The 19874-nt window shown below is 68.8% G+C and carries 15 protein-coding genes; 5 read left to right on the forward strand and 10 right to left on the reverse strand.

The genetic code is table 11. The features are described 5' to 3' along the window. Nucleotides 1–78: 78 nt before the first annotated feature. The 4 genes from AC1DXI_RS08740 to AC1DXI_RS08755 form a co-directional block, all read right to left on the reverse strand. A complete protein-coding gene (locus tag AC1DXI_RS08740; RefSeq protein ID WP_476938249.1) occupies nt 79–915 on the reverse strand; it encodes a DUF559 domain-containing protein in 837 nt (278 codons plus the stop codon). Between the two features lie 472 nt (nt 916–1387). Beyond that, nucleotides 1388–2488 carry a polyprenyl synthetase family protein gene (locus tag AC1DXI_RS08745; protein WP_476938250.1) on the reverse strand — a complete coding sequence of 367 codons (1101 nt, stop codon included), beginning with the start codon at nt 2486–2488 and terminating at the stop codon, nt 1388–1390. Between the two features lie 9 nt (nt 2489–2497). Further along, a complete protein-coding gene (locus AC1DXI_RS08750; RefSeq protein WP_476938251.1) occupies nt 2498–3877 on the reverse strand; it encodes a geranylgeranyl reductase family protein in 1380 nt (459 codons plus the stop codon). 12 nt (nt 3878–3889) lie between these two features. Next, nucleotides 3890–4684 carry a demethylmenaquinone methyltransferase gene (locus AC1DXI_RS08755; RefSeq protein WP_476938252.1) on the reverse strand — a complete coding sequence of 265 codons (795 nt, stop codon included), beginning with the start codon at nt 4682–4684 and terminating at the stop codon, nt 3890–3892. Between the two features lie 153 nt (nt 4685–4837). On the opposite strand from AC1DXI_RS08755, the gene AC1DXI_RS08760 reads away from it, so the two are divergent. From AC1DXI_RS08760 to AC1DXI_RS08775, 4 genes are all read left to right on the forward strand, one after another. After that, nucleotides 4838–6286 carry an isochorismate synthase gene (locus AC1DXI_RS08760; protein ID WP_476938253.1) on the forward strand — a complete coding sequence of 483 codons (1449 nt, stop codon included), beginning with the start codon at nt 4838–4840 and terminating at the stop codon, nt 6284–6286. Between the two features lie 240 nt (nt 6287–6526). After that, a complete protein-coding gene (locus AC1DXI_RS08765) occupies nt 6527–7480 on the forward strand; it encodes an ABC transporter substrate-binding protein (RefSeq protein ID WP_476938254.1) in 954 nt (317 codons plus the stop codon). A gap of 35 nt (nt 7481–7515) precedes the next feature. Then, on the forward strand, nt 7516–8487 hold the full coding sequence (locus tag AC1DXI_RS08770; RefSeq protein ID WP_476938255.1) for an amino acid ABC transporter permease: 972 nt from the start codon (nt 7516–7518) through the stop codon (nt 8485–8487). Further along, nucleotides 8484–9260 (forward strand): amino acid ABC transporter ATP-binding protein, encoded by a 777-nt coding sequence (locus AC1DXI_RS08775; protein ID WP_028276658.1) that lies wholly within the window; start codon nt 8484–8486, stop codon nt 9258–9260. Before AC1DXI_RS08770 ends, AC1DXI_RS08775 begins: the two co-directional genes overlap by 4 nt. Before the next feature lie 81 nt (nt 9261–9341). Here the strand turns inward: AC1DXI_RS08775 and menD are convergent, their stop codons facing one another. The 4 genes from menD to AC1DXI_RS08795 form a co-directional block, all read right to left on the reverse strand. Further along, the gene (gene menD / locus AC1DXI_RS08780; RefSeq protein WP_476938256.1) at nt 9342–11075 is read right to left on the reverse strand and encodes a 2-succinyl-5-enolpyruvyl-6-hydroxy-3-cyclohexene-1-carboxylic-acid synthase; all 1734 of its coding nucleotides are present in this window, start codon (nt 11073–11075) and stop codon (nt 9342–9344) included. Continuing rightward, nucleotides 11072–12943, reverse strand: a complete 1872-nt coding sequence (argS, locus tag AC1DXI_RS08785) for an arginine--tRNA ligase (protein WP_476938257.1) — start codon at nt 12941–12943, stop codon at nt 11072–11074. Before argS ends, menD begins: the two co-directional genes overlap by 4 nt. A 147-nt stretch (nt 12944–13090) precedes the next feature. Then, nucleotides 13091–15187 carry a PhoX family protein gene (locus tag AC1DXI_RS08790; RefSeq protein WP_476938258.1) on the reverse strand — a complete coding sequence of 699 codons (2097 nt, stop codon included), beginning with the start codon at nt 15185–15187 and terminating at the stop codon, nt 13091–13093. 157 nt (nt 15188–15344) lie between these two features. After that, the gene (locus tag AC1DXI_RS08795; protein ID WP_476938259.1) at nt 15345–16382 is read right to left on the reverse strand and encodes an o-succinylbenzoate synthase; all 1038 of its coding nucleotides are present in this window, start codon (nt 16380–16382) and stop codon (nt 15345–15347) included. A gap of 370 nt (nt 16383–16752) precedes the next feature. Here AC1DXI_RS08795 and AC1DXI_RS08800 point away from each other — a divergent pair, with 370 nt between their 5' ends. Further along, complete coding sequence (locus AC1DXI_RS08800; RefSeq protein ID WP_476938260.1) at nt 16753–17826, forward strand: phosphatase PAP2 family protein; 1074 nt, start codon at nt 16753–16755, stop codon at nt 17824–17826. Nucleotides 17827–17852: 26 nt separating this feature from the next. Here AC1DXI_RS08800 and AC1DXI_RS08805 read toward each other — a convergent pair whose 3' ends face one another. Together AC1DXI_RS08805 and AC1DXI_RS08810 are read right to left on the reverse strand one after the other, a co-directional pair. Continuing rightward, nucleotides 17853–19067 carry an MFS transporter gene (locus tag AC1DXI_RS08805; RefSeq protein WP_476938261.1) on the reverse strand — a complete coding sequence of 405 codons (1215 nt, stop codon included), beginning with the start codon at nt 19065–19067 and terminating at the stop codon, nt 17853–17855. 38 nt (nt 19068–19105) lie between these two features. Continuing rightward, on the reverse strand, nt 19106–19843 hold the full coding sequence (locus tag AC1DXI_RS08810; RefSeq protein ID WP_028277729.1) for a GAF and ANTAR domain-containing protein: 738 nt from the start codon (nt 19841–19843) through the stop codon (nt 19106–19108). Nucleotides 19844–19874: the final 31 nt, after the last annotated feature.

The following is a 19874-nucleotide window of genomic DNA, read 5'->3' on the forward strand; positions in this document are numbered from 1 at the left end:
CTGACACACCGTCGTCCGGCCCGGAGATCCCCTGCTCAGGCGCCAATGTAGCCCCGGACGGCCGCCGCGACCTGCCCGTCACGGCCTGAAAGCCCCACTGCGCCACAACTCCAGCACCGCCAGAACCTCCGCAACCATCCGATCCGGGTGATGGACGACGTCGTCGTAACCGAACCTGAGCACCAGGTAGCCGCCGATGAGGCTTGCGTTGTTCCGCCGCCGGTCCTTCTTGACTTGCAGCGGCTCCAGGTGCGAGGCACCATCAGTCTCCACGACGATGCAGTCCTCAACGAGGAAGTCCACCTCCCCTACCCCGGGAATCTCCACATGTCGGCGCACGTGCAGCCCGGCCCTGCGGAAAGCGGTGTTGGCGAGGACTTCCAGCAGCGAATCGGCCCGGGCAATGACGAGGTCCAGTACCGACCTGGCGCGGCCGTTGCGGTTGCCCCCGAGTTGGCTGCGGAGGAAGGCCAGGCTGATGTCCCCCCGGCCCACAGCACACTGGACCATGACAAGGGCCTCCAATTCAGGCAGACAATGGAGTGCATGGATCAGGACGTCGGCGAGTCCGGCCACGGGCAGCCACGGGTGCCGGAGGTGCCTGCAGCTGCCGTGGGCCACGGTGCCGGGCGGTGCCGCCCGGTGCCCAAGACACAAATGCATCGACTGGGCCGGCGCCAAAGTCCACAAGCCGTAGCCCGGAGCGGCCGAGAGGCACGTCAGCAACCCCTTCAGTTCGCGCGCCGCCCGGTAGACGCCGGAATCCTGCGGAAGCCCATATTGCCCGCGGCGGATCCTCACCACGGTGCCCTGGGCCACGGCCACGGCAAGTCGGTGGCGGCTGAATCCGGCCCGGCCAAGGTCCGCCGTGGCGGCCGTCCCTCCCCGTGAAGCAAGATAAGTGGCAACGTCCATTCCGCCAATGTGCCCTGTCGGGGATCCTTAGGGCGCGGCCCGGTTGCGCCATGTGGAAAACCTCGGACCGGACACCCCGTGCCGCTGTGGGGCACTTTGACGCCAACACGCCGAGAAAACAGCCTGGAACCAGCCCGCAACACGCCAAAGTGGCCCCGCACGGCCGAAACGAGCCCCAGGTGTCCCGGGGGCTCCGCCAAGCTGCCGACGAAACCTGTGACAATCAAATTACAAAACCGCTGGACAGTATTACAAAGTTGTCATATGCTCTTTCTTGGGTTCACCAAATGCCTCCGGTGGATCTGATGCGAACGGAGAAATGGCCCCGGTTCGGCACAACGGAAGACTCGAACGTTGTGAGGAACCGGGGCCATTCCGTTTAAGCCGGAGGCCCGGCTGGACGGCGGCCCGGCTCAGCGGGACAGACCGACCGGGGACGGCGCTGAAGGCTCAGCGGCCGGAAGCCGGGGACCTAGCTGCTGCGGTCCACTACGGCGTGGGCAAAGCTGGTCAGCGAGGCCTTCACGACGCCTTCGGGCAGCGGGGCAAGGGCGGCAATGGCCTCATCGGCCCAGGCACGTGCAACCACCCAGGACTGTGCGGTGACGGGGTGTTCCCGGAGTCCGGCCACGGCGGCGGCCAGGGCCTCATCCGAGCTGAGATCGCCGTCGATCAGCGTCAGCAGTTCGACGGCGGCCTGATCGCCGTCGCGGGCCGCGTTGCGCAGCAGCAGCACGGGCAGGGTGGGGACGCCTTCGCGCAGGTCGGTTCCAGGCGACTTGCCGGACTTGACCTTGATCCCGGTGACGTCGATGACGTCGTCGGCGAGCTGGAAGGCCACGCCCACCTTCTCGCCGTACTCAACCAGGATGGGCTCGTAGGATTCGTCGGCGCCGGAGAAGATCGCGCCAAGCTGCCCTGAGGCGGCCACGAGCGAGCCGGTCTTGTCCGCGATGACGGAGAGGTAGTGCGCCAAGGGGTCCTCGTCCGGGCGCGGACCCACGGTCTCGTGCAGCTGGCCCAGGCAGAGCCGTTCAAAGGTGCGGGCCTGGATGCCAAGCGCCCGGGACCCAAGCTCCGAGACCAGGATGGAGGCGCGCGCAAAGATGAGGTCGCCGGTCAGGACCGCGACGGAGTTGCCCCAGACCTCGTGGGCCGTCGGCGCCCCCCGGCGGAACGGCGCGGAGTCCATGACGTCGTCGTGGTAGAGGGTGGCGAGGTGCGTCAGTTCGACGACGACGGCGGCCTGCACCACTGCGGGCAGGGAGGCATCGCCGAGGTGGGCGCACAGCAGGGTCAGCAGCGGCCGGATGCGCTTGCCGCCGGCTTCCACGAGGTGACGCGACGTTGCGTCAGCCAGGGGATCAGAGTTGGCGATGGCTTCGCGCAGCTTCTTCTCGACGCGCGCCAGGTTGGTGGTGAGCGCGGGGCCCAGCTCGGGGTCGCCCGCAATGGCCGAGAAGCCTGCCGGCAGTTGGAGGCCTGTGGCGATCGCGGTGGTGTTGAGGCTGGGTTCAGCGCTCGGCAGGCCGTGTCCGGCGTGCGTCCAGCTTTGGTCTGCAGAGTTGGTCACGGGTTAACCCTAACTTTTTGTTGCGGAAACCGCGGAGTTGGTGCCGGAGCGCGGAACACTGTCCGTGGTGAGTGCGGCCTTGGTGGACGTTGCCTGATTGGACGTGGCGGGAACCAGGGACTCCAAGACCCGGATGACCCGGTCCTCAAAGCCCTTGGCGGCAGGATCGGTGAGGTTGGCCAGCATCCGCACCACGAAACGCATGAGCACGGGGACAGGCATGCCGGTCCGGAGGGCCAGTTTCATGACGGCCGGCTTGCCGATCAGGGCGGCGAACGCCCGGCCCAGCGTGAAGTGTGAGCCCCACTGCTGCCGCACGTAGTCGGCGTACCGGGCAAGGTGCGCGTCGGCGGCCCTGACAGCCTCCGTCCCGGACCCCCAGCCGGCAGACGCGGACCGGGCAGCGGCGTCGGCGATGAATTCGGCCGCGAAGCGGGCGGACTCCATGGCGTAGGAGATGCCCTCGCCGTTGAACGGGGAGACCATGCCGCCGGCGTCGCCGAGGAGCAGCAGACCCGGAGAATAGTGCGGGGTGCGGTTGAAGCCCATGGGCAGCGCGGCGCCGCGGATCTCGCCCACCTGGTTCTCCGGGGTGAAGCCCCAGTCGGCGGGCATGCCGGCGGTCCATTCGCGCAGCACCTGCTTATAGTCCAGCTTGCCGAAGTCCTTCGAGGAGTTCAGGATGCCCAGGCCCACGTTGGAGGTGCCGTCGCCGACGCCGAACACCCAGCCGTAGCCGGGCAGGAGTTTGCCGTCGCGGCCGGGAAGCTCGAGCCAGCCTTCCATCCAGTCGTCCTCGTGCCGCGGCGAGGTGAAGTACGTCCGCACGGCCACACCGAGCGGGCGGTCGTCGCGCTTGCCGATGCCCAGTGAGACGGCGGTGCGTGTCGAGTTCCCGTCGGCGGCGAGGACGACGTCGGCACTGAAGTCGCGCGTCTCGCCGGTCTTGCGCCCGGAGTTGTCCAGCAGCGCCGCGCGCACGCCGGTGACCCGGCCGTCCTCGGACCGGAGGGCCTCGGTGACGCTGTGGCGTTCCAGCACGACGGCGCCCGCGGACTGGGCATGGCGGGCGAGCTGTTCGTCGAAGCCGAGCCGGGTCCGGATCAGACCGTACTGCGGGAAGTCGGCCACCTCCGGCCAGGGCAGTTCGATCGTGCGGCCGCCGGCGATCAGGCGCAGGCCCTTGTTCCGCCGCCAGCCGTCGGTTTCGGGATGGGCGAGTCCCAGCTTCTGGATCTCGCGGACCGCGCGCGGGGTGAGCCCGTCGCCGCAGACCTTCTCGCGGGGGAAGCTGGTTTTCTCCAGCACCGTGACGTCAATGCCGGCTTTGGCAAGGTAGTAGGCGGCGGTGGATCCGGCCGGGCCCGCCCCGACGATCAGTACATTCACAGCAGGGATCGGCTATCGGCCGGGCCGGGTGATGTTGCGGCGCAACTTGGCCACGGGTCCGGTGTGGGCCGCCAGTGCGTTCGCGCCCGCGGCAGGGCCGGCTGCGGGGCCGGCCAGCGGTTTCTGGGCCCGGTGCACGGCGACGATGCCGCCGCTGAGGTTGCGGTAGGTGACGGTTTCCCAGCCAGCCTCCTGCAGCCAGGCCGCGAGGTGGTCCTGGTCCGGCCAGGCGCGGATGGACTCGGCGAGGTAGACGTAGGCGTCGGGGTTGGAGGAGACCTTGACGGCGATGGCCGGCAGGGCCCGCATGAGGTATTCGGTGTACATGGTGCGCCACAGGGGCACCACCGGCTGGGAGAATTCCGCGATGACCAGCCGGCCGCCGGGCTTGGTGACCCGCAGCATCTCGGCCAGGGCCTTCTTCGGCTCGTTGACGTTGCGCAGGCCAAAGGAGATCGTGCTGGCGTCGAAGGTGTTGTCCGCGAATGGCAGGCGGGTGGCATCCCCGGCGATGAAGTCGATGTCCGGGCGGCGGCGCTTGCCCACCTTGAGCATGCCAAGGGAGAAATCGCAGGCGATGACGTTGATGCCTGCGTCGGCGTACGGCTCGCTGGACGTGCCCGTGCCCGCGGCGAGGTCCAGGACGCGCTGGCCGGCCGATACGCCCATGGCCTCGACCACCACCTTGCGCCAACGCCGCGTCTGCCCCAAGGACAGGACATCGTTGACGACGTCGTATTTGGGGGCGACGTCGTCAAACATCGTGGCTACTTCGTCCGGACGCTTATCCAAGGATGCTCGGTTCACCCTGACATTGTCTCAAATGATCGGCGCTCCCACGAACGGACCGTCAATTGACGCGGCTTTCACCTGCGGCAACGGCCGCGGCACCCTCATCCGGGCCCTGCCGACTCGTGTATATCCACCCAACGGGCGATCACGGGCTAGTGTTATGCCATCATGACGAGCACGTTCCGCACCTTGACAGTCCCCCTCGATGCCGAAACTTTCCCCGGGGGCCTGCCGTCGTTTCTGGTCCGGGACGATGTCCTCTGCTGGACCCGCCGCGAGGCCGGGCTCGTGGGCTTCGGCGAGATCGCCCGATTCACCGCCACCGGCCCCGAGCGGTTCCTCGAGGCGGACATCTGGTGGCGCCACCAGGTCCTGGAGGCAGAGATCGAGGACCGTGTGGGTTGCCCCGGCACCGGTCCGGTCGCTTTCGGCTCCTTCGCCTTCTCCAAGGCTTCCGCCCATGAATCCCGGCTGCTGGTCCCGGAAATCGCTGTGGGGCTCCGTGACGGCCAGGCCTGGCTGACCCAGCTCACGTTCGACGACGGCGAACTCACCGAAGCAGGCGCCCGCGCCGCCCTGGACCGCTGGCTTCGGGGCACGAGCGCCAATCCCGGCTCAAATCCCGGCGTTAGCGCCAACCCCGGTCCCGGCGCCAATCCCGGCGCCGCTGCGAGCGCCAGTCCCGGCGCCGGAGTGACTGTGGTGGACGACCCGGTGCCTGCGGCCGCGCAGGCGGGTGGCGCCGTCGTACGTCCTTTGCCTTTGGCCGCAGGGGCCACGTTGCACACCGGCTCGCTCAGCGAGGAAGACTGGATGGCCGCCGTTGCCGCCGGGGTCGCAGAGATCCGGACCGGCGCCCTGGAGAAGCTGGTGCTGGCGCGGGACGTCGTGGCCACCGTCCCCACCGGCGTCAAGGCCGCCGAGGTGCTGCGCGAGCTGTCCGCCCGGTACCGCGAATGCTGGACGTACGGTGTGGACGGGCTGGTGGGGGCCACGCCGGAAATGCTGATCCAGGTGGAGGGCCGCACCGCGCAGGCCCGCGTCCTGGCCGGCACCCTGGACCGCCGCGACGCCGATGGCATGGCGGGCTCGCCGCTGGAATTCGCCGAACGGGTGCTGGCCGGTTCCGAGAAACAGCGCCACGAACACGACATCGCCATCCAGTCCCTGACCACGCAGCTGGCCCCGTTTTCCGAGGCCATGAACGCGCACAGCGAGCCTTTCATCCTCGAACTGCCCAACGTGTGGCATCTGGCCTCGGACGTCAAGGCCGAACTGGCCGAGGTGGAAGGCCACGTCCCCACGTGCCTGGCCCTGATCAACGCGCTGCATCCGACCGCCGCCGTCTGCGGCACCCCCACCACCGTGGCCGGGGCACTCATCCGCAAGCTCGAGCACCTAGACCGCGGCCCGTACGCCGGGCCGGTCGGCTGGCTCGACGCGGCCGGCAACGGCGAGTGGGGCATCGCCCTGCGGGGCGCCGTCATCGAATCCCCGCACACGGTCCGACTGTATGCGGGCTGCGGCGTGGTGGACGGCTCGGTTCCCGAGATTGAGCTCGCCGAGACGTGGGCGAAGTTCCGTCCGATGCTGGAATCGCTCGGCATCAGCAGCTAGGCCCGCGGGGCTGGCGGCCCCGGCCCCCCGGAGAATTAGACACCGATCTGGCACGGCGGGAGCCGGCGAACGGGCAGGAATCCGGGATCACAGACAGGGCGCGCATTGAAGATATTGCTTTTGGGTCTGGTTTAGTTATCCAATAGTGAAACTTAGTTTTCTGTGACGTACATCTCTTGTTCGGCGATACACTATAAATCGGCCTCGTTACGCATCCCTCCGGCAACAAAAGGTAAGAAAATGCAGATCTCCCCTTCGCTCCTGAGCAACCCCGCACTGAAGCTCGCCACGGTGCTCGCCGTGAGCGCATTGGCCCTCACGGCCTGCACGAACGCCTCCGAGACCGGGACCGGCGGCGCGGCCACCCCTTCCGGCAGTGCCGCGGCCAGCTTTGACCCCAGCACGGTCCAGAAAGACGATGCCCTGGCGGCCATGTTGCCCGAGTCGATCAAGTCAAAGGGCACCCTGACCGTCGGCTCGGATACGTCCTACGCCCCCGCGGAATTCCTCGGCACCGACGGCCAGACCCCTGTGGGCTACGACGTCGACATCGCCAAGGCGATCGGCGCCGCGCTCGGCCTGAAGGTCCAGGTCCAGACGGCTGAATTCACCGGCATCCTTCCGGCCCTGGGCCCGAAGTACGACCTCGGCATCTCTTCCTTCACGATCAACCCGGAGCGGCTTGCCGCGGTGAACATGGTCAGCTACTACCAGGCAGGCACCGGCTGGGCCGTTCAGAAGGGCAACCCGAAGAAGATCTCCCTCGATGACCTGTGCGGCAAGTCCATCGGCGTGCAGACCGGCACCATCCAGGAAGATCCGGACCTCTCGGACCGCAACAAGAAGTGCATCGCCGAGGGCAAGCAGCCCATCAACATCGTGACGCTCAAGACCCAGACGGACATCACCACCCGCCTGGTCAACGGCAGCATCGATGCCATGGCCGCCGACTCCCCCATCATCGGCTACGCACTGACCCAGACCAACGGCCAGATCGAGAAGCTCGGCGAGGTCTACGATTCTGCTCCCCAGGGCATCGCCGTCGCCAAGTCGGACACGGCCTTGGCCGACGTCGTCCAGAAGACCATGACGAAGCTGATGGAAGACGGCTCCTACAAGAAGATCCTTGAGGGCTGGGGCGTTACCGACGGTGCCATCACCAAGTCCGAGGTCAACCCGGCGGCGGCGTCTTGAGCCTTCCAACAACCGGACCCGCAACAGGTGCAGAGATGGACAGCGACCACGACAGCCACGCAGCACCGGTACTGAATAATGCGGTGCCGGTGCGGCACCCCGGCCGCTGGATCAGCGCCGCCATCATCATCGGCGTCCTTATCGGCTTCCTGCAGAGCCTGTTCACTAACCCCAACTTCCGCTGGGATGTCGTCGGCACCTACATCTTGGACACTAAGGTGGTCCAGGGCGTTGTCTGGACCCTGGTCCTGACCTTTGCCTCCATGGTCCTGGCCATCGTCCTGGCCATCCTGCTGGCCTTCATGCGGCAGTCCGATAACCCGGTGTTCCGCTGGTCCAGCTGGACCTGGGTCTGGTTCTTCCGCGGTACCCCGATCTACACCCAGCTGCTTTTCTGGGGGCTCGCCACTGTTCTCTATCCGACGATCGTGCTCGGAATCCCGTTTGGTCCTGCCACTTTCACCTGGGTGACCTCGGACCCCACGCACGGCCTGATCCCGGCCATCCTGGGCCTTGGTCTCAACGAATCCGCGTATCTGGCTGAGATCTTCCGGGCCGGCCTGAAGTCCGTGGACCAGGGCCAGAGTGAGGCCGCCGAGGCCCTCGGCATGACAAAGGGCAAGATCATGCGGCGGATCATCCTGCCGCAGGCCATGCGCGTCATCGTGCCGCCCACCGGCAACGAGACCATCGGCATGCTGAAGACCACGTCGCTGGTCCTGGCGGTGCCGTTCACGCTGGACCTGACCTTCGCGACGAACGCCCTGGCCAACCGGATTTACCTTCCCATTCCGCTGCTGATTGTCGCTGCTTTCTGGTACCTCGTCATCACCAGCATCCTGATGGTAGGCCAGCACTTCATTGAGGCGCACTACGGCAAGGGCGTGGACAACCGGGTTCCGGCAGCGATCAACCCCGCTGCCGCCAAGGCGTCCGCGGCCGTGGCCCCCAGTGCCAAGGCCGAGCCGGACCTCAAGATGGACTTCCCCGAGGAGGAGGCGAAATGACGATCACCACTGAGCAGCCGTTGGTCAAGATCGAGGGCCTTCACAAGTACTACGGCACACACCACGTGCTGCGTGGCATCGACCTGACCGTCAACCAGGGCGAGGTGTCCGTTGTGATCGGCCCGTCCGGTTCGGGCAAGTCCACCATGCTGCGCTGCGTGAACCTGCTGGAGACCATCAGTGCCGGGCGTATTTCGGTGGGCGGCGACCTGATCGGCTACCGCGAGGTCAAGGGCAGGCTCCATGACCTGAAGACCAAGGAAATCGCCGCCCAGCGCCGCGAGATCGGCATGGTCTTCCAGCGCTTCAACCTGTTCCCGCACAAGACCGCGCTGCAGAACATCATGGAAGCCCCGGTCCAGGTCAAGGGCCAGTCAAAGGCCGTCGCGCGCAAACGTGCCCTGGAGCTGCTGGACCGGGTGGGGCTCGGCGACCGCGCCGGACACTACCCCTCCCAGCTCTCCGGCGGCCAGCAGCAGCGCGTGGCGATTGCCCGGGCCCTGGCCATGGACCCCGAGCTTATGCTGTTCGATGAGCCCACGTCCGCGCTCGACCCTGAACTCGTGGGCGATGTCCTGAACGTGATGAAGGACCTCGCCAAGTCGGGCATGACCATGATCGTGGTGACCCACGAGATCGGCTTTGCCCGGGAAGTCGGTGACCGTCTGACCTTCATGGACGGCGGCATCGTCGTGGAGTCGGGCGACCCGCGGGAGGTCCTGGCCAATCCCCAGCACCCCCGCACCAAGGAGTTCCTCAGCCGGGTGCTGTAATACCGGTATTCCGCACCGAATAAGGACAGCCGCTTCGTGGATCCACGTAGCGGCTGTCCTTTTTCGTAGCGGAAACGTGCTCTAGGTCTGCGGGAGGCCCTCCACGGCCGTGGCCACCGCGGCCCGGATGGCGCGGTGCAGTTCCCCGAGCCGGTGCCGGTCCGTGCGCACCTCGATGATGCTGCGGCCCTCCAGCGGGCCGGACAGCGCCTCGGCGAGTTCCGCTGTCGTGCCGACCTGGCGGTGCGGGACACCGTATGCCGCGGCCAGCGCGGCGAGGTCCACGCGCTGCGGGGTGGCGAAGAGACGTTCGACGGCGTCGCCGTAGCGCCCCGCCGCGGCGACTGTGCCGTGCTCCAGGAGCCCGAAGATGGCACCGCCGGCGTCATTGAGCACCACGATCCGCAGCTGCGGTTCGGCCTCGCCGGCCCCGAGCAGCAGTCCCCCGGCGTCGTGCAGGAACGTCACGTCCCCCATGAACACGGTGGTTTCCTGGCCCCCGCCAAGGGCGATCCCGGTGGCGGTGGAGGTGGTGCCGTCGATCCCGGCCAGGCCTCGGTTGGCGAACATGGTGGCCTGGGGTTCCGCGGGCGGCGCCCCGGCGAGGTCGACGTCGCGGATCCCGTTCGAGGAGCCCAGAACCAGCTGCCCGCGGGCGTGTTTCCAGACCTCGGCGCCCACCGACGGGCCGGTCGCGGCCGGGGCTGCGGCCAGGATCAGGTCCACGGCGTGCTGGGCGGCGGCTCCTGCGAGGAGCCAGGCATCGAGCCATGCGGCAGTTCCGCGGCCGGCGAATTCCGCCAGGTCCGCCAGGGTTTCGAGCGGCAGTTCGGTGCGGCGGCCGGGTTTGTACCAGGCCACCGGAACGGGCTGGTACAGGGCCGAAGGGACATCGGCGCGCTCCAGCAGCGCGCTCACCGGCCGGGAGAGCGTCGGCCGGCCAAAGAGGACCACGCGTTCGATCGGCTGTGCCGCGTCCGCGCCGAAGTGCTCGATCAGCAGCCGGTAGGGCCCCACCGCGTTGGGGCCGAAGCGGGCGTTGGAAGACGGTTCGGCCAGCAACGGCAGGCCGTGCGCGCGGGCGAAAGCCTCGGCGACCGGGCCGGCGTCGTGCCCGGCCAGCACCACGGTGCGCCGCTCCGGCAGCGCCGCTGATGCGGCCGGAAAGTCCAGGGCCAGGGGCTTCCGGGCGGCCCGGTAGATGCCGCGTCCGGCCGCCGCGGGCAGCCCGTCGCCCACGGCCGGGACCAGAGGGTCGCGGAAGGCAAGGTTGAGCTGCACCGGCCCGGGCGGGGCGTCCTCGAACGCTCCGGTGGCGGCGCTGAGGGCCGTTTCGACGGCGCGCTGCGGATCGCTGCCCGCGGGCACGTCGACGGCGAAGCGGACGTGGTCGCCAAAGAGGTCCAGCTGCACAGTGGTCTGGTTGGCGCCGGTTCCCCGCAGTTCCTCGGGCCGGTCGGCGGAGATGACCACGAGCGGCACCGCGGCGTGGTTGGCCTCCATGACGGCCGGGAGGAGGTTGCCGACGGCGGTCCCGGACGTGGTCAGGACGGCGGCGGGGGCACCGGCGGACAGGGCGAGGCCCAGGGCCGTGAAGCCGGCGGACCGCTCGTCGATCCGGACCAGCAGCTCCACTCGTCCGGCGGCTTCGGCCTCGGCCAGGGCGTAGGCCATGGGCGCCGAGCGCGATCCCGGCGACACCACCACCTGGCGCACACCGGCGGCGAGCAGCGTGTCGACGGCGATGCGAGCGGCCTCCACCGCGGTCAGGCGGCCGGGGGCTGGCGAGGAGGCAGCGGAATCCGCCGGACTCACATGTTCTCCGGCGTTTCGATGCCCAGCAGCTCCAGGCCGCCGGAGAGGCGGCGCAGCGCCAGCGCGCACAGGGCCAGCCGCGAGTCACGGACCGATTCCTCGGCCTTGAGCACCGGGCACTGGTCGTAGAACGTGGTGAAAAGCTGCGCGAGCTCAAAGAGGTAGCCGCAGAGCCGGTGCGGCTCCAGCGCGTCCCGCACCTTGTTCAGCGTCGCGTCGAACTCCAGCAGGTGCAGGGCCAGCGCGCGTTCTGCGGGTTCGACGACGGCGATCGCCGTGGCGGGTCCGCCGGCTGCTTCGGCTGCCGGAGTGCCGGCCGCCGGAGGACCTGCCAGCGGGACCTCGGTCAGCTGGGCCCCAGTTCCCGCAGCGCCGACTGCCGGTGTGCCGCCGTCGCCGGTGATCTGCTCCAGCACCCCGGCTTTGCGCAGGATGGAGCGGATCCGGGCCGCAGCGTACTGCACGTAGGGTCCGGTGTTGCCGCTGAGGGCGAGCATGCGGTCGAAGTCGAAGACGTACTCGGTGTCGTGTCCGGTGGAGAGGTCGGCGTACTTGACGGCGCCGATGCCCACCTGGCGGGCGGTCACCGCGCGCTCCGCCTCGCTGAGCTCGGGCCGGCTCGCGTCAATGACGGCGCGGGCACGGTCCACGGCCTCCTCGAGCAGGGCCATGAGCTTCACCGGGGCACCGGAGCGGGACTTGAGAATCTTCCCGTCCTCGCCGAGCACGTTGCCAATCTGCACATGCACGGCCTCGACCGTCTCCGGAAGCCAGCCGGCGTCCCGCGCACTGGCCATGACCATGCGCAGGTGGACGTTCTGCGGGGCGCCCACGACGTAGAGGATCCGGTTGGCCTCCAGGTCGCGGACCCGGTAGCGGATGGTGGCGAGGTCCGTGGTGCCGTAGCCGTAGCCGCCGTCGGACTTGCGGATAATCAGCGGCAGCGGCTGCCCGTCGCGGCCGGTAAATCCTGCCGGGAAGGTGCACAGGGCGCCGTCGCTGATCCGGGCCAGGCCGCGCTCCTCGAGTTCCTGGCACAGCTGGGCCAGATGCGCGTCGTAGGAGCTTTCGCCGGCGATGTGGTCGTCGGTGAGGCTGATGCCGAGGGTGGAGTAGATGGCGTTGAAGTAGCGCTTGGACTGCGCGACCAGCCGCTGCCAGACGGCGAAGGTCTCCTGGTCGCCGCCCTGCAGGGCAACGACGCGGAGCCGGGCCCGGGTGGCGAAGCCGTCCTCGTCGGTGGCGGAGGCATCGAACTTGGCCCGGGCGGCCCGGTAGAAGGCGCTGGGGTCCTCCACCAGCAGCGCCGCCTCCGGGGAGTCCTCGCCGACCTCCAGCCAGTGTTCGATCAGCATCCCGAACGGGGTGCCCCAGTCACCGATATGGTTCTGCCGGATCACGGTGTCGCCGAGGGCTTCGAGCACCTTGACGAGGCTGTCACCCACCACGGTGGTGCGCAGGTGGCCGACGTGCATTTCCTTGGCGACGTTCGGGGAGGAGTAGTCGACGACGACGCGCTGCGGTGTCGCGGCGGGCGTGACGGCCGTGGCCGGGGACGCAGCCTGGACCGACTCTGCATTGAGCAGTTCCTCGATCCAGGTGCCGTCAAAGCTCAGGTTGATGAAGCCGGGCCCGGAGATTTCCACACTGGTGCAAATGCCGTCCAGGTTCAGGGCTTCCACGATCTTGGCGGCGGCGTCCCGCGGCGGCAGGCCGGCTTTCTTGGCCAGGGCCATGGCGGCGTTGATCTGGATGTCCGCGAACTGGGAGGGCCTGACCACCGGGTCCGTCTGCCGGAACTCTTCGCCAAACGCGGTGGCAATTGCAGCCTGGACTCTGGGGACAACCAATTCGGCCGGATTATTCACAATCCCAAATTATCAGTAGGAGCCCTCCCCCGATGCTCGCCCGTCCTCCGAAGCAGCGCCCTCAGATGCAACGCGGGGTCATTTCCGGCCCATGCCGGGCGCCGACACGGGCGGGAAATGACCCCGCGTTGCTTTGACCGGAGGCGGCTAGGCGTCGGTGCGGAACACCTGGACCACGGACGGACGCGGGGCGCGCACCTGGCCGGGCTTCGGCGTCGCCCCGGCCGCGACGTAGTCCGGGAAGTACGAGTGCTGGTCGGCGAACGTGCCTTCCTCGCCCGGGTGCTGAACGGCAACGAAGACGGTGCGCTCGTCGTCGTGGATGACCGGGCCGCAGGTTTCGGCGTCGCGCGGGACGGCGAGGAACTGCTCCACCTTGCCGCGTTCGGCACCGTCCAGGGTCACCTTGAAGAGCCCGTCGGCGTAGCCGATGCTGGAGGGCGCACCGTCGGTGGAGATCCAGAGGTTACCTACGGAATCGAACGCCACGTTGTCCGGGCAGGAGATCGGTGAGACCTGGCTCGCGGGGAACCCGGCGAAGTAGGTGGCGGAGTTCTTGGCCGGATCGCCGCAGACCATCAGCAGGTTCCAGCCAAACGTTGTGGAGCTCTGGTCTCCGGTCTCGGTGATTTCGACGATGTGGCCGTCGCGGTTGAGGGTGCGGGGGTTGACCTCGGTGGCCCCTTCCTTGCCGGGCTTGCCGCGGTCCGCGTTGTTGGTGCAGACCACGTAGACCTTGCCGGTGTGCAGGCTGGGCTGGACGTCCTCGCAGCGGTCCATCTTGGTGGGGCCCACCTTGTCGGCGGCGAGGCGGGTATACACGAGCACCTCTTCCACGGACATCCCGGCCACCTTGGACTGTCCGCCCACCACGAGGGGCAGCCAAACACCGGCGCCGTCGAAGGCGCCGTCGGCCGGAAGCTTGCCCGCGCCGTCGAACCCGTCGGCCGGGGAATTGCCGGTGAACTTCGCGACGTACAGGTCACCCTCCGAGAGCAGCGTGAGGTTGTTCTTGCGGTCCTCCGCCGTATTTCCGGGCCGGTACGTGCCGGCCGAGACGAACTTGTACAGGTAGTCGAAGCGCTCGTCGTCGCCCATGTAGGCCACCACGTGGCCGGACTTGGCGACGATCACGTTGGCGCCCTCGTGCTTGAAGCGGCCCATCGCGGAGTGCTTGCGGGGCGTGGAGGTGGGATCGAAGGGGTCCACTTCCACGATCCAGCCGAAGCGGTTGGCCTCGTTCTTGTACCCGGCGTTGCGGGTGTCGAAGCGCGGGTCATCCAGTTCCCACTGGCGGGCGGTGGGCTTGCTGGTCAGGCCGTAGCGCTTGTCGGCGTCGGAAGTTCCGGGCGCGGCGAAGTAGCCGTTGAAGTTTTCCTCGCCGGACAAAATGGTGCCCCACGGGGTGGTGCCGCCGGAGCAGTTGCCCAGGGTGCCCCGGATGGCCCGGCCGGAGGGATCGGCGGCGGTCTTCAGGAGGGCGGATCCGGCGGCCGGACCGTCGAGCTCGTAGGTGGTGTCGGTCAGGAAGCGGCGGTTCAGCCCGGCGCCCCGGACGTAGCTCCAGGGCTTGTTCTTGTTCGTGCGTTCCAGCTCCACCACCGTCAGTCCGTGGGCTGCACGGCCGATCGCGCGGGCCTCGGCGGCGTCGAATCCGGCCGGCAGCATGATGTTCTCGTTGGTATATTCGTGGTTGGTGAAGAGCACGGCCCGGCGGTCCTTGGATCCTTCGATCGGCAGGATGTCGGTGTAGTCGTTGTTGTAGCCGAACTGGCGGGCCTGCGCCGCGGCGCTCTGGTGCGCGATGTCGAAGGCCGGGGAGTCCTTGAACAGCGGGTCACCCCAGCGGATGACCGGCTGCCAGGTGAACCCGGCGGGGACGGTCAGCTTGTCCACGCTGGCGTCGACGGGTGCGATGGCGGTGAACTGCAGCTTGGATTTCCCAAACCCGTCCTTGGCCGCGGCGGCGAGGCCCGGGCCGCCGTCGGCGACGGCGGTTCCGGCGGATGTCACCGCGTTGCCGAAGACGACGGCGAGCGCGCCGGCAGCGCCGAAGCCCAGCGCGGCGCGGCGCGACATCGTGGCGGAGGCAATGTCACGGAAGTAGCTGTTGTTGCTGGTGTTGCAGACCTCGCCTGAGCAGGCGTTGTCGCACTTCAGCGCGCAGGTGACGGGGCTTCGCTTGCCTTTGGTGTGGCCAAGCATGGGGAGCAGGGAAAACGTGCGTCCGGAGGAGACAGACATGGAGAGACCTTCCATGGGGTGAGTTGCGGTCGCGCCCACCCTTCCAGCCGCTGGCTACCGAGAGGCGTCTCCCAGATGAAGTCCCGGTGAATGCTCGCCGTACCGCCGAACCCATCGGTTGCTCCGCAAACGCCGTTTTCGCGGTCCTGAAGGGCCGTTACGGAGCAGTCGATGCGGCCAGCACCGCGTGCACACGCCGCAGCCGGTCCAGCCACCAGTCGCGGCGTTCCGGCGAGGCGGCGTGTTCGGCCAGCAGCTCGGGCGCCGGGCGGACGTCGCGCAGGGCGATCGCGCCGTCGTCGGGCACCAGCGGATCCTGCGTGACATCGGCGGCGAGCAGGGACACCGTGCCCAGCCCGCACGCGTACGGCAGTTCGGGCAGTGCGGCAGCCAGGGCCAGCCCGGCCCGGATCCCAACCGAGGTCTCCAGCGCCGAACTCACGACGGCGGGCAGCCCGGCCTGCGCCACGATCTGCAGGGCGCGCCGCACTCCCCCGAGCGGGGCCACCTTGACCACGATCAGGTCCGCGGCGCCGGCCCGCGCCACTTTGAGGGGGTCGTCCTCCTTGCGCACGCTCTCATCCGCGGCGATCAGCACGGGGACGCCCGCGGCCCGGAGCTGCCGCCTGACCTCGGCGAGGCCCGAGATCTCCGGCACGGGCTGTTCGGCATATTCGAGCCCGACGGCGGCGAGCCGCGTCAGTGCCGCGACGGCCTCCGGCACGTCCCAGCCGCCGTTCGCGTCCACCCGGATCGCGGCGTCCGGCAGCGCCTCCCGGACGGCCGCCACCCGGGCGGCGTCGTCGTCCAGGCCTTGGCCGCGCTCCGCGACCTTGACTTTGACCGCGTCCACCCGCCCGAAGCGGGCCAGGACCTCCGGCACCCGGTGCGCCGGCACGGCAGGGACCGTGGCGTTGACCGGGATGCTGTCCCGAAACGGTGCCGGGAACCCGGCCCAGCCGGCCTCGATCGCGGCTGTAAGCCAGCGGGAGGCCTCGGCGTCGCCATATTCGGGAAAGGGACAGAATTCGCCCCAGCCCAGCGGCCCGCGGAGCAGCAGGGCCTCCCGCTGCATGATGCCCCGGAATTTCACGCGCATCGGCAGGCTTACAACATGGGCGCCGGCCAGGAGTTCGTCGAGGCCGGGCAGGGGCGCGGCGGGACGTGCCGGGGGGTCCATGGGGAGGGCAGGCATGGAGCCACTGTACTGGGAATGCACTGCGAGGAATGCACAGCGAAGCTATGCCTGGACACCGGCCTGGGACGCGCAGCGCGGGGACGCAGTACGGGAGGCAGTACGGCGATGCAATACGGGAGCCGGGCGTGGATCCTTGATTGGGCCGGCGTCGACTGGGGGTGAGTCCCTGGTCCAGGAAACTCGTCTCCGCCGGCCCCGCTCAAGGAGCGTCGTGCCGGGGACAAGCCGCGCCGGCACACACGACTCTACAAATCCCGGTCCGGCGGCGCACGAGTAGTGGGTACTCGTTTTTTGGCAGGTACTACCGTCCCCGCCGCGCGCCGGGCCCTTCAGCTGGCGCGCAGGGTTCTGTGGGACTCTTAATGGCATGACTTTTCGGCAGGAACGCACCCCCTGGGACCCGTCTGCCCGAGTCCAGAAAACCCAGGTCCAGGAGATACCGGTTTACGAAACACAGGCCGCGGAAACACAAGTCCTCCCGGCCCGTCCGCCCGAAAATCCGGGGCGCAGCGCTCGGGCCCGCGCCACACCGGATCCGCAGGCTCAGTGGTCCCCCGGCAAGGCCACCGCCGCCTTGTTCGTGCTGGCCACGGTTGCCTGCGTCGCTGCGCTGGCCGCCACCTACGTCTTCTTTGTCCGTACCACCACGGGCCAGTTCATTGACGAATCGGCCCTCGTGGAAGCCGTGGAGCTCAGCGGTACCGCGGGCAAGGCCGCCACCAAGCTGTTGGACTGGCTGCCGGCGCTCTCTGTGGTGATCGCGTCGGTTGTGGTCGTGTTCGTCACTATCCTGCGGCGCCGCTGGTCTGCGGCGGTGATTGCGATTGCGGCGTGTGTGGGGGCCAACCTGGCCACCCAGATCCTGAAGGACTGGCTTCCGGTCCGGCCGTACCGCGGCGTCGAGACGCTGGAGCTGAATTCGCTTCCCTCGGGCCACACCACCATGGCGGCCTCGGCCGCCGCTGCCGTGTTCCTCATGGTCTCGCCGCGCTGGCGGCCGCTGGCCGGCTATCTGGGCGGCAGCTTTGCCGTCGCCACGGGCGTGTCCACGCTGATCAACCAGTGGCACCGGCCCGCCGATGTGGTGGCGGCTTTCCTGGTGGTCGGGGCCTTCATGGTCCCGGCCGGCTGGCTGATCATTCGGCGGGGCCCGGGCTGGAATGTCTGGAACGGCTACAACGAGCACTGGGCCTGCGCCAGGGTGTGGGTGGCGCTTCCCGTCCTCACCGGTCTTGCCGCGGCCGGGGTGGCGGCCGTCGCGTTGCTGAGCATCGGCCCGGGCGGGCAGGAGGTCAGCACCATCAGCTACTTCTGGGCCGGCACGGCGCTGATCGTCATTGCCGGCTACCTCGCCACGGTGGCCGGTGTGTGGTTGTTCGGCCTGGCCGCCCGGCAGCCGGACCCACGGCGGCGGGACAGGCCCCTGCGCCAGGCACGGTAGGGGGCGCGCCAGGGACCCGGCAACACTCAGTAGTTCCGGCGGTGCTTGAGCCGGGGAATGGTCACAGCGAACACGGCCGCGGCGGCCAAGCCGATCACGCCGGTCGCGGCCACGCCGGCCCCCAAGGACGCGACGGCGGTGACGGCGGAGAGCAGCACGGGCCCGCCGGTCGCACCGGCGTCGGCCATGAAGCGCCAGATGCCCAGGAACTGGCCGCGGCCGTTGTCCGGCGAAAAATCGGCCCCGAGCGTCATGTTCAGGCCCGAGCTGATCCCGTTGCCGAAGCCGATCAGGAGCGCCGCCAGCATGAGTGAGACGAAGCCCGTGCTGAGCGGAATCAGCACCATGGCCGTCCCCATGATCAGTGTGGACGGCACGGCCACCCATTGCCGGCCCTTGCGGTCCATCAGCTTTCCTGCCGGATAGAACACCAGCATGTCGATCGCCCCGGAGATCCCGTAAATCAGGGAGGCCTGGGTGGGGTCCAGGCCCAGGTGATCGGCCCACAGCGGGATGACCACCTGGCGCGAGGCACGCAGCCCGCTCAGCAGCAGCACCCCGATCCCCACGCTCAGGAAGACGCCGGCGTGGGACACCGCGATCCCGCGCAAGGTGGGTTGTTGCTCCGGAACGCCGCCGGCCGGCAGCGGCTTCGCTTCGAGGTCGGGGATGGTGACGGACACGGCCGCCGCGGCGGCCATCGCGACGACGCCGGCCCAGTAGGCCCCGCTGATGCCGGCAAACTGCATCACGGCGGCCCCAACGAACGGGCCGATGAAGATCCCGATCCGGTTGACGCCGCCGAGGGTTGACAGGGCCCGGGCCCGGAGCGTGACCGGGACGGCCTCGGTCAGGTATTTCTGCCGGGCCAGGCTGAATACGCTGGCGGCCATGCCGACCACCACCATCGCCGCCGCCAGCACCCAGAGGCCGCCGGAAAACAGCGGAGCGACGGCCGCCGCGGCGAGGGCGAACGCGCTGGCGGCCGCGGCCCCCACGATCGCCCAGCGTTCCCCGAATTTCAGGGTGATCAGTGACGCCGGAAGGTTGAAGAACCAGGATCCGAGGCCGATCAGCGTCACAATCAGCGCGGCACCGGGCACGGAGGCGCCAAGATCACGGGCGGACAGGGCGACCACGGGCAGGATCGCGCCCTCCCCCAGGCTGAACATGAGGGCCGGCCCGAACGCGGGAACGGCGATGCTGCGGAGGCTGAAGGGCGCGAGGCGTGTGCTGGTCATCCCCTTCATCCTAGGCACCCGCCGTGGCCGTCCCTGCCCTACGCGTCGAAGTGGGTGCGGACTTCCTCGCTGGTGAGGTGCCGGAGCACGTCCTCGGCGACTTCCCGGAGCTTTTGGTTCCGGTTGCTGGAGACCCTGGTGAGGATGGCCATGGCCTGGTCCTGGGAGCAACGGTTCTGGGCCATGATCACGCCGCAGGCCAGATCGATGGAAGTGCGGTGTTCCATGGCCGACTGGAGATCCTCGGCCCGGGACTGGAAGGTTCCGAGCCGCACGGCCAGCCGGAGGGCGCGGCCGGCGAGGTCGGCGAATCCGGCCGCCTCCGCAATGATGTCGTCCGTGAACAGCCCGGTGTCCGCCCCGAAGAAGTTCAGGGCCGCGGCGGCGTCGTCGCCGATTTCCAGCGGAACGCCCAGGGTGCTGCGGCACCCGTTGGCGGCAAGCTGCCGCTGGTAGTCGGGCCAGCGGGGGTCGGCGTCGACATCCGCCAGCAAGACCACGGACCTGGTCCGCAGCGCCTCGATGCAGGGGCCGTCTCCGAGGGTCTGTTCGATGCGGTCCAGGGTGACCGCCCGCGCGCTGCTGCCCGCGACCGTCATGGTCCGCTTGCGGCGCTGCAAGGTCACGCCGCACTCAATCTCGGCGCCGGTCGTACGGCTCAGCGTGGCGGCCGAGAACTCCGCAAGACGGCCCAGGAAGTCCTCGACGTTGTCGGTCCCCAGAAGCAGGTCCTGGAGGTGGCGGGCGGCGTCGACCCCGAGTGAGTTGTTGGCCATGCTCAAATGTACCGCGGAGGCCGGCATGGGT

The organism is Arthrobacter sp. P1_H7 (assembly GCF_056405215.1).

Bases quoted from the DNA above. Each gene is read 5' to 3' on its own strand.
- AC1DXI_RS08795 (WP_476938259.1), bottom strand. From the start codon at position 16,382: ATGCCTGCCCTCCCCATGGACCCCCCGGCACGTCCCGCCGCGCCCCTG.
- AC1DXI_RS08800 (WP_476938260.1), top strand. From the start codon at position 16,753: ATGACTTTTCGGCAGGAACGCACCCCCTGGGACCCGTCTGCCCGAGTC.
- AC1DXI_RS08765 (WP_476938254.1), top strand. From the start codon at position 6,527: ATGCAGATCTCCCCTTCGCTCCTGAGCAACCCCGCACTGAAGCTCGCC.
- AC1DXI_RS08775 (WP_028276658.1), top strand. From the start codon at position 8,484: ATGACGATCACCACTGAGCAGCCGTTGGTCAAGATCGAGGGCCTTCAC.
- AC1DXI_RS08805 (WP_476938261.1), bottom strand. From the start codon at position 19,067: ATGACCAGCACACGCCTCGCGCCCTTCAGCCTCCGCAGCATCGCCGTT.
- AC1DXI_RS08810 (WP_028277729.1), bottom strand. From the start codon at position 19,843: ATGGCCAACAACTCACTCGGGGTCGACGCCGCCCGCCACCTCCAGGAC.
- AC1DXI_RS08770 (WP_476938255.1), top strand. From the start codon at position 7,516: ATGGACAGCGACCACGACAGCCACGCAGCACCGGTACTGAATAATGCG.
- AC1DXI_RS08740 (WP_476938249.1), bottom strand. From the start codon at position 915: ATGGACGTTGCCACTTATCTTGCTTCACGGGGAGGGACGGCCGCCACG.
- AC1DXI_RS08790 (WP_476938258.1), bottom strand. From the start codon at position 15,187: ATGTCTGTCTCCTCCGGACGCACGTTTTCCCTGCTCCCCATGCTTGGC.
- AC1DXI_RS08760 (WP_476938253.1), top strand. From the start codon at position 4,838: ATGACGAGCACGTTCCGCACCTTGACAGTCCCCCTCGATGCCGAAACT.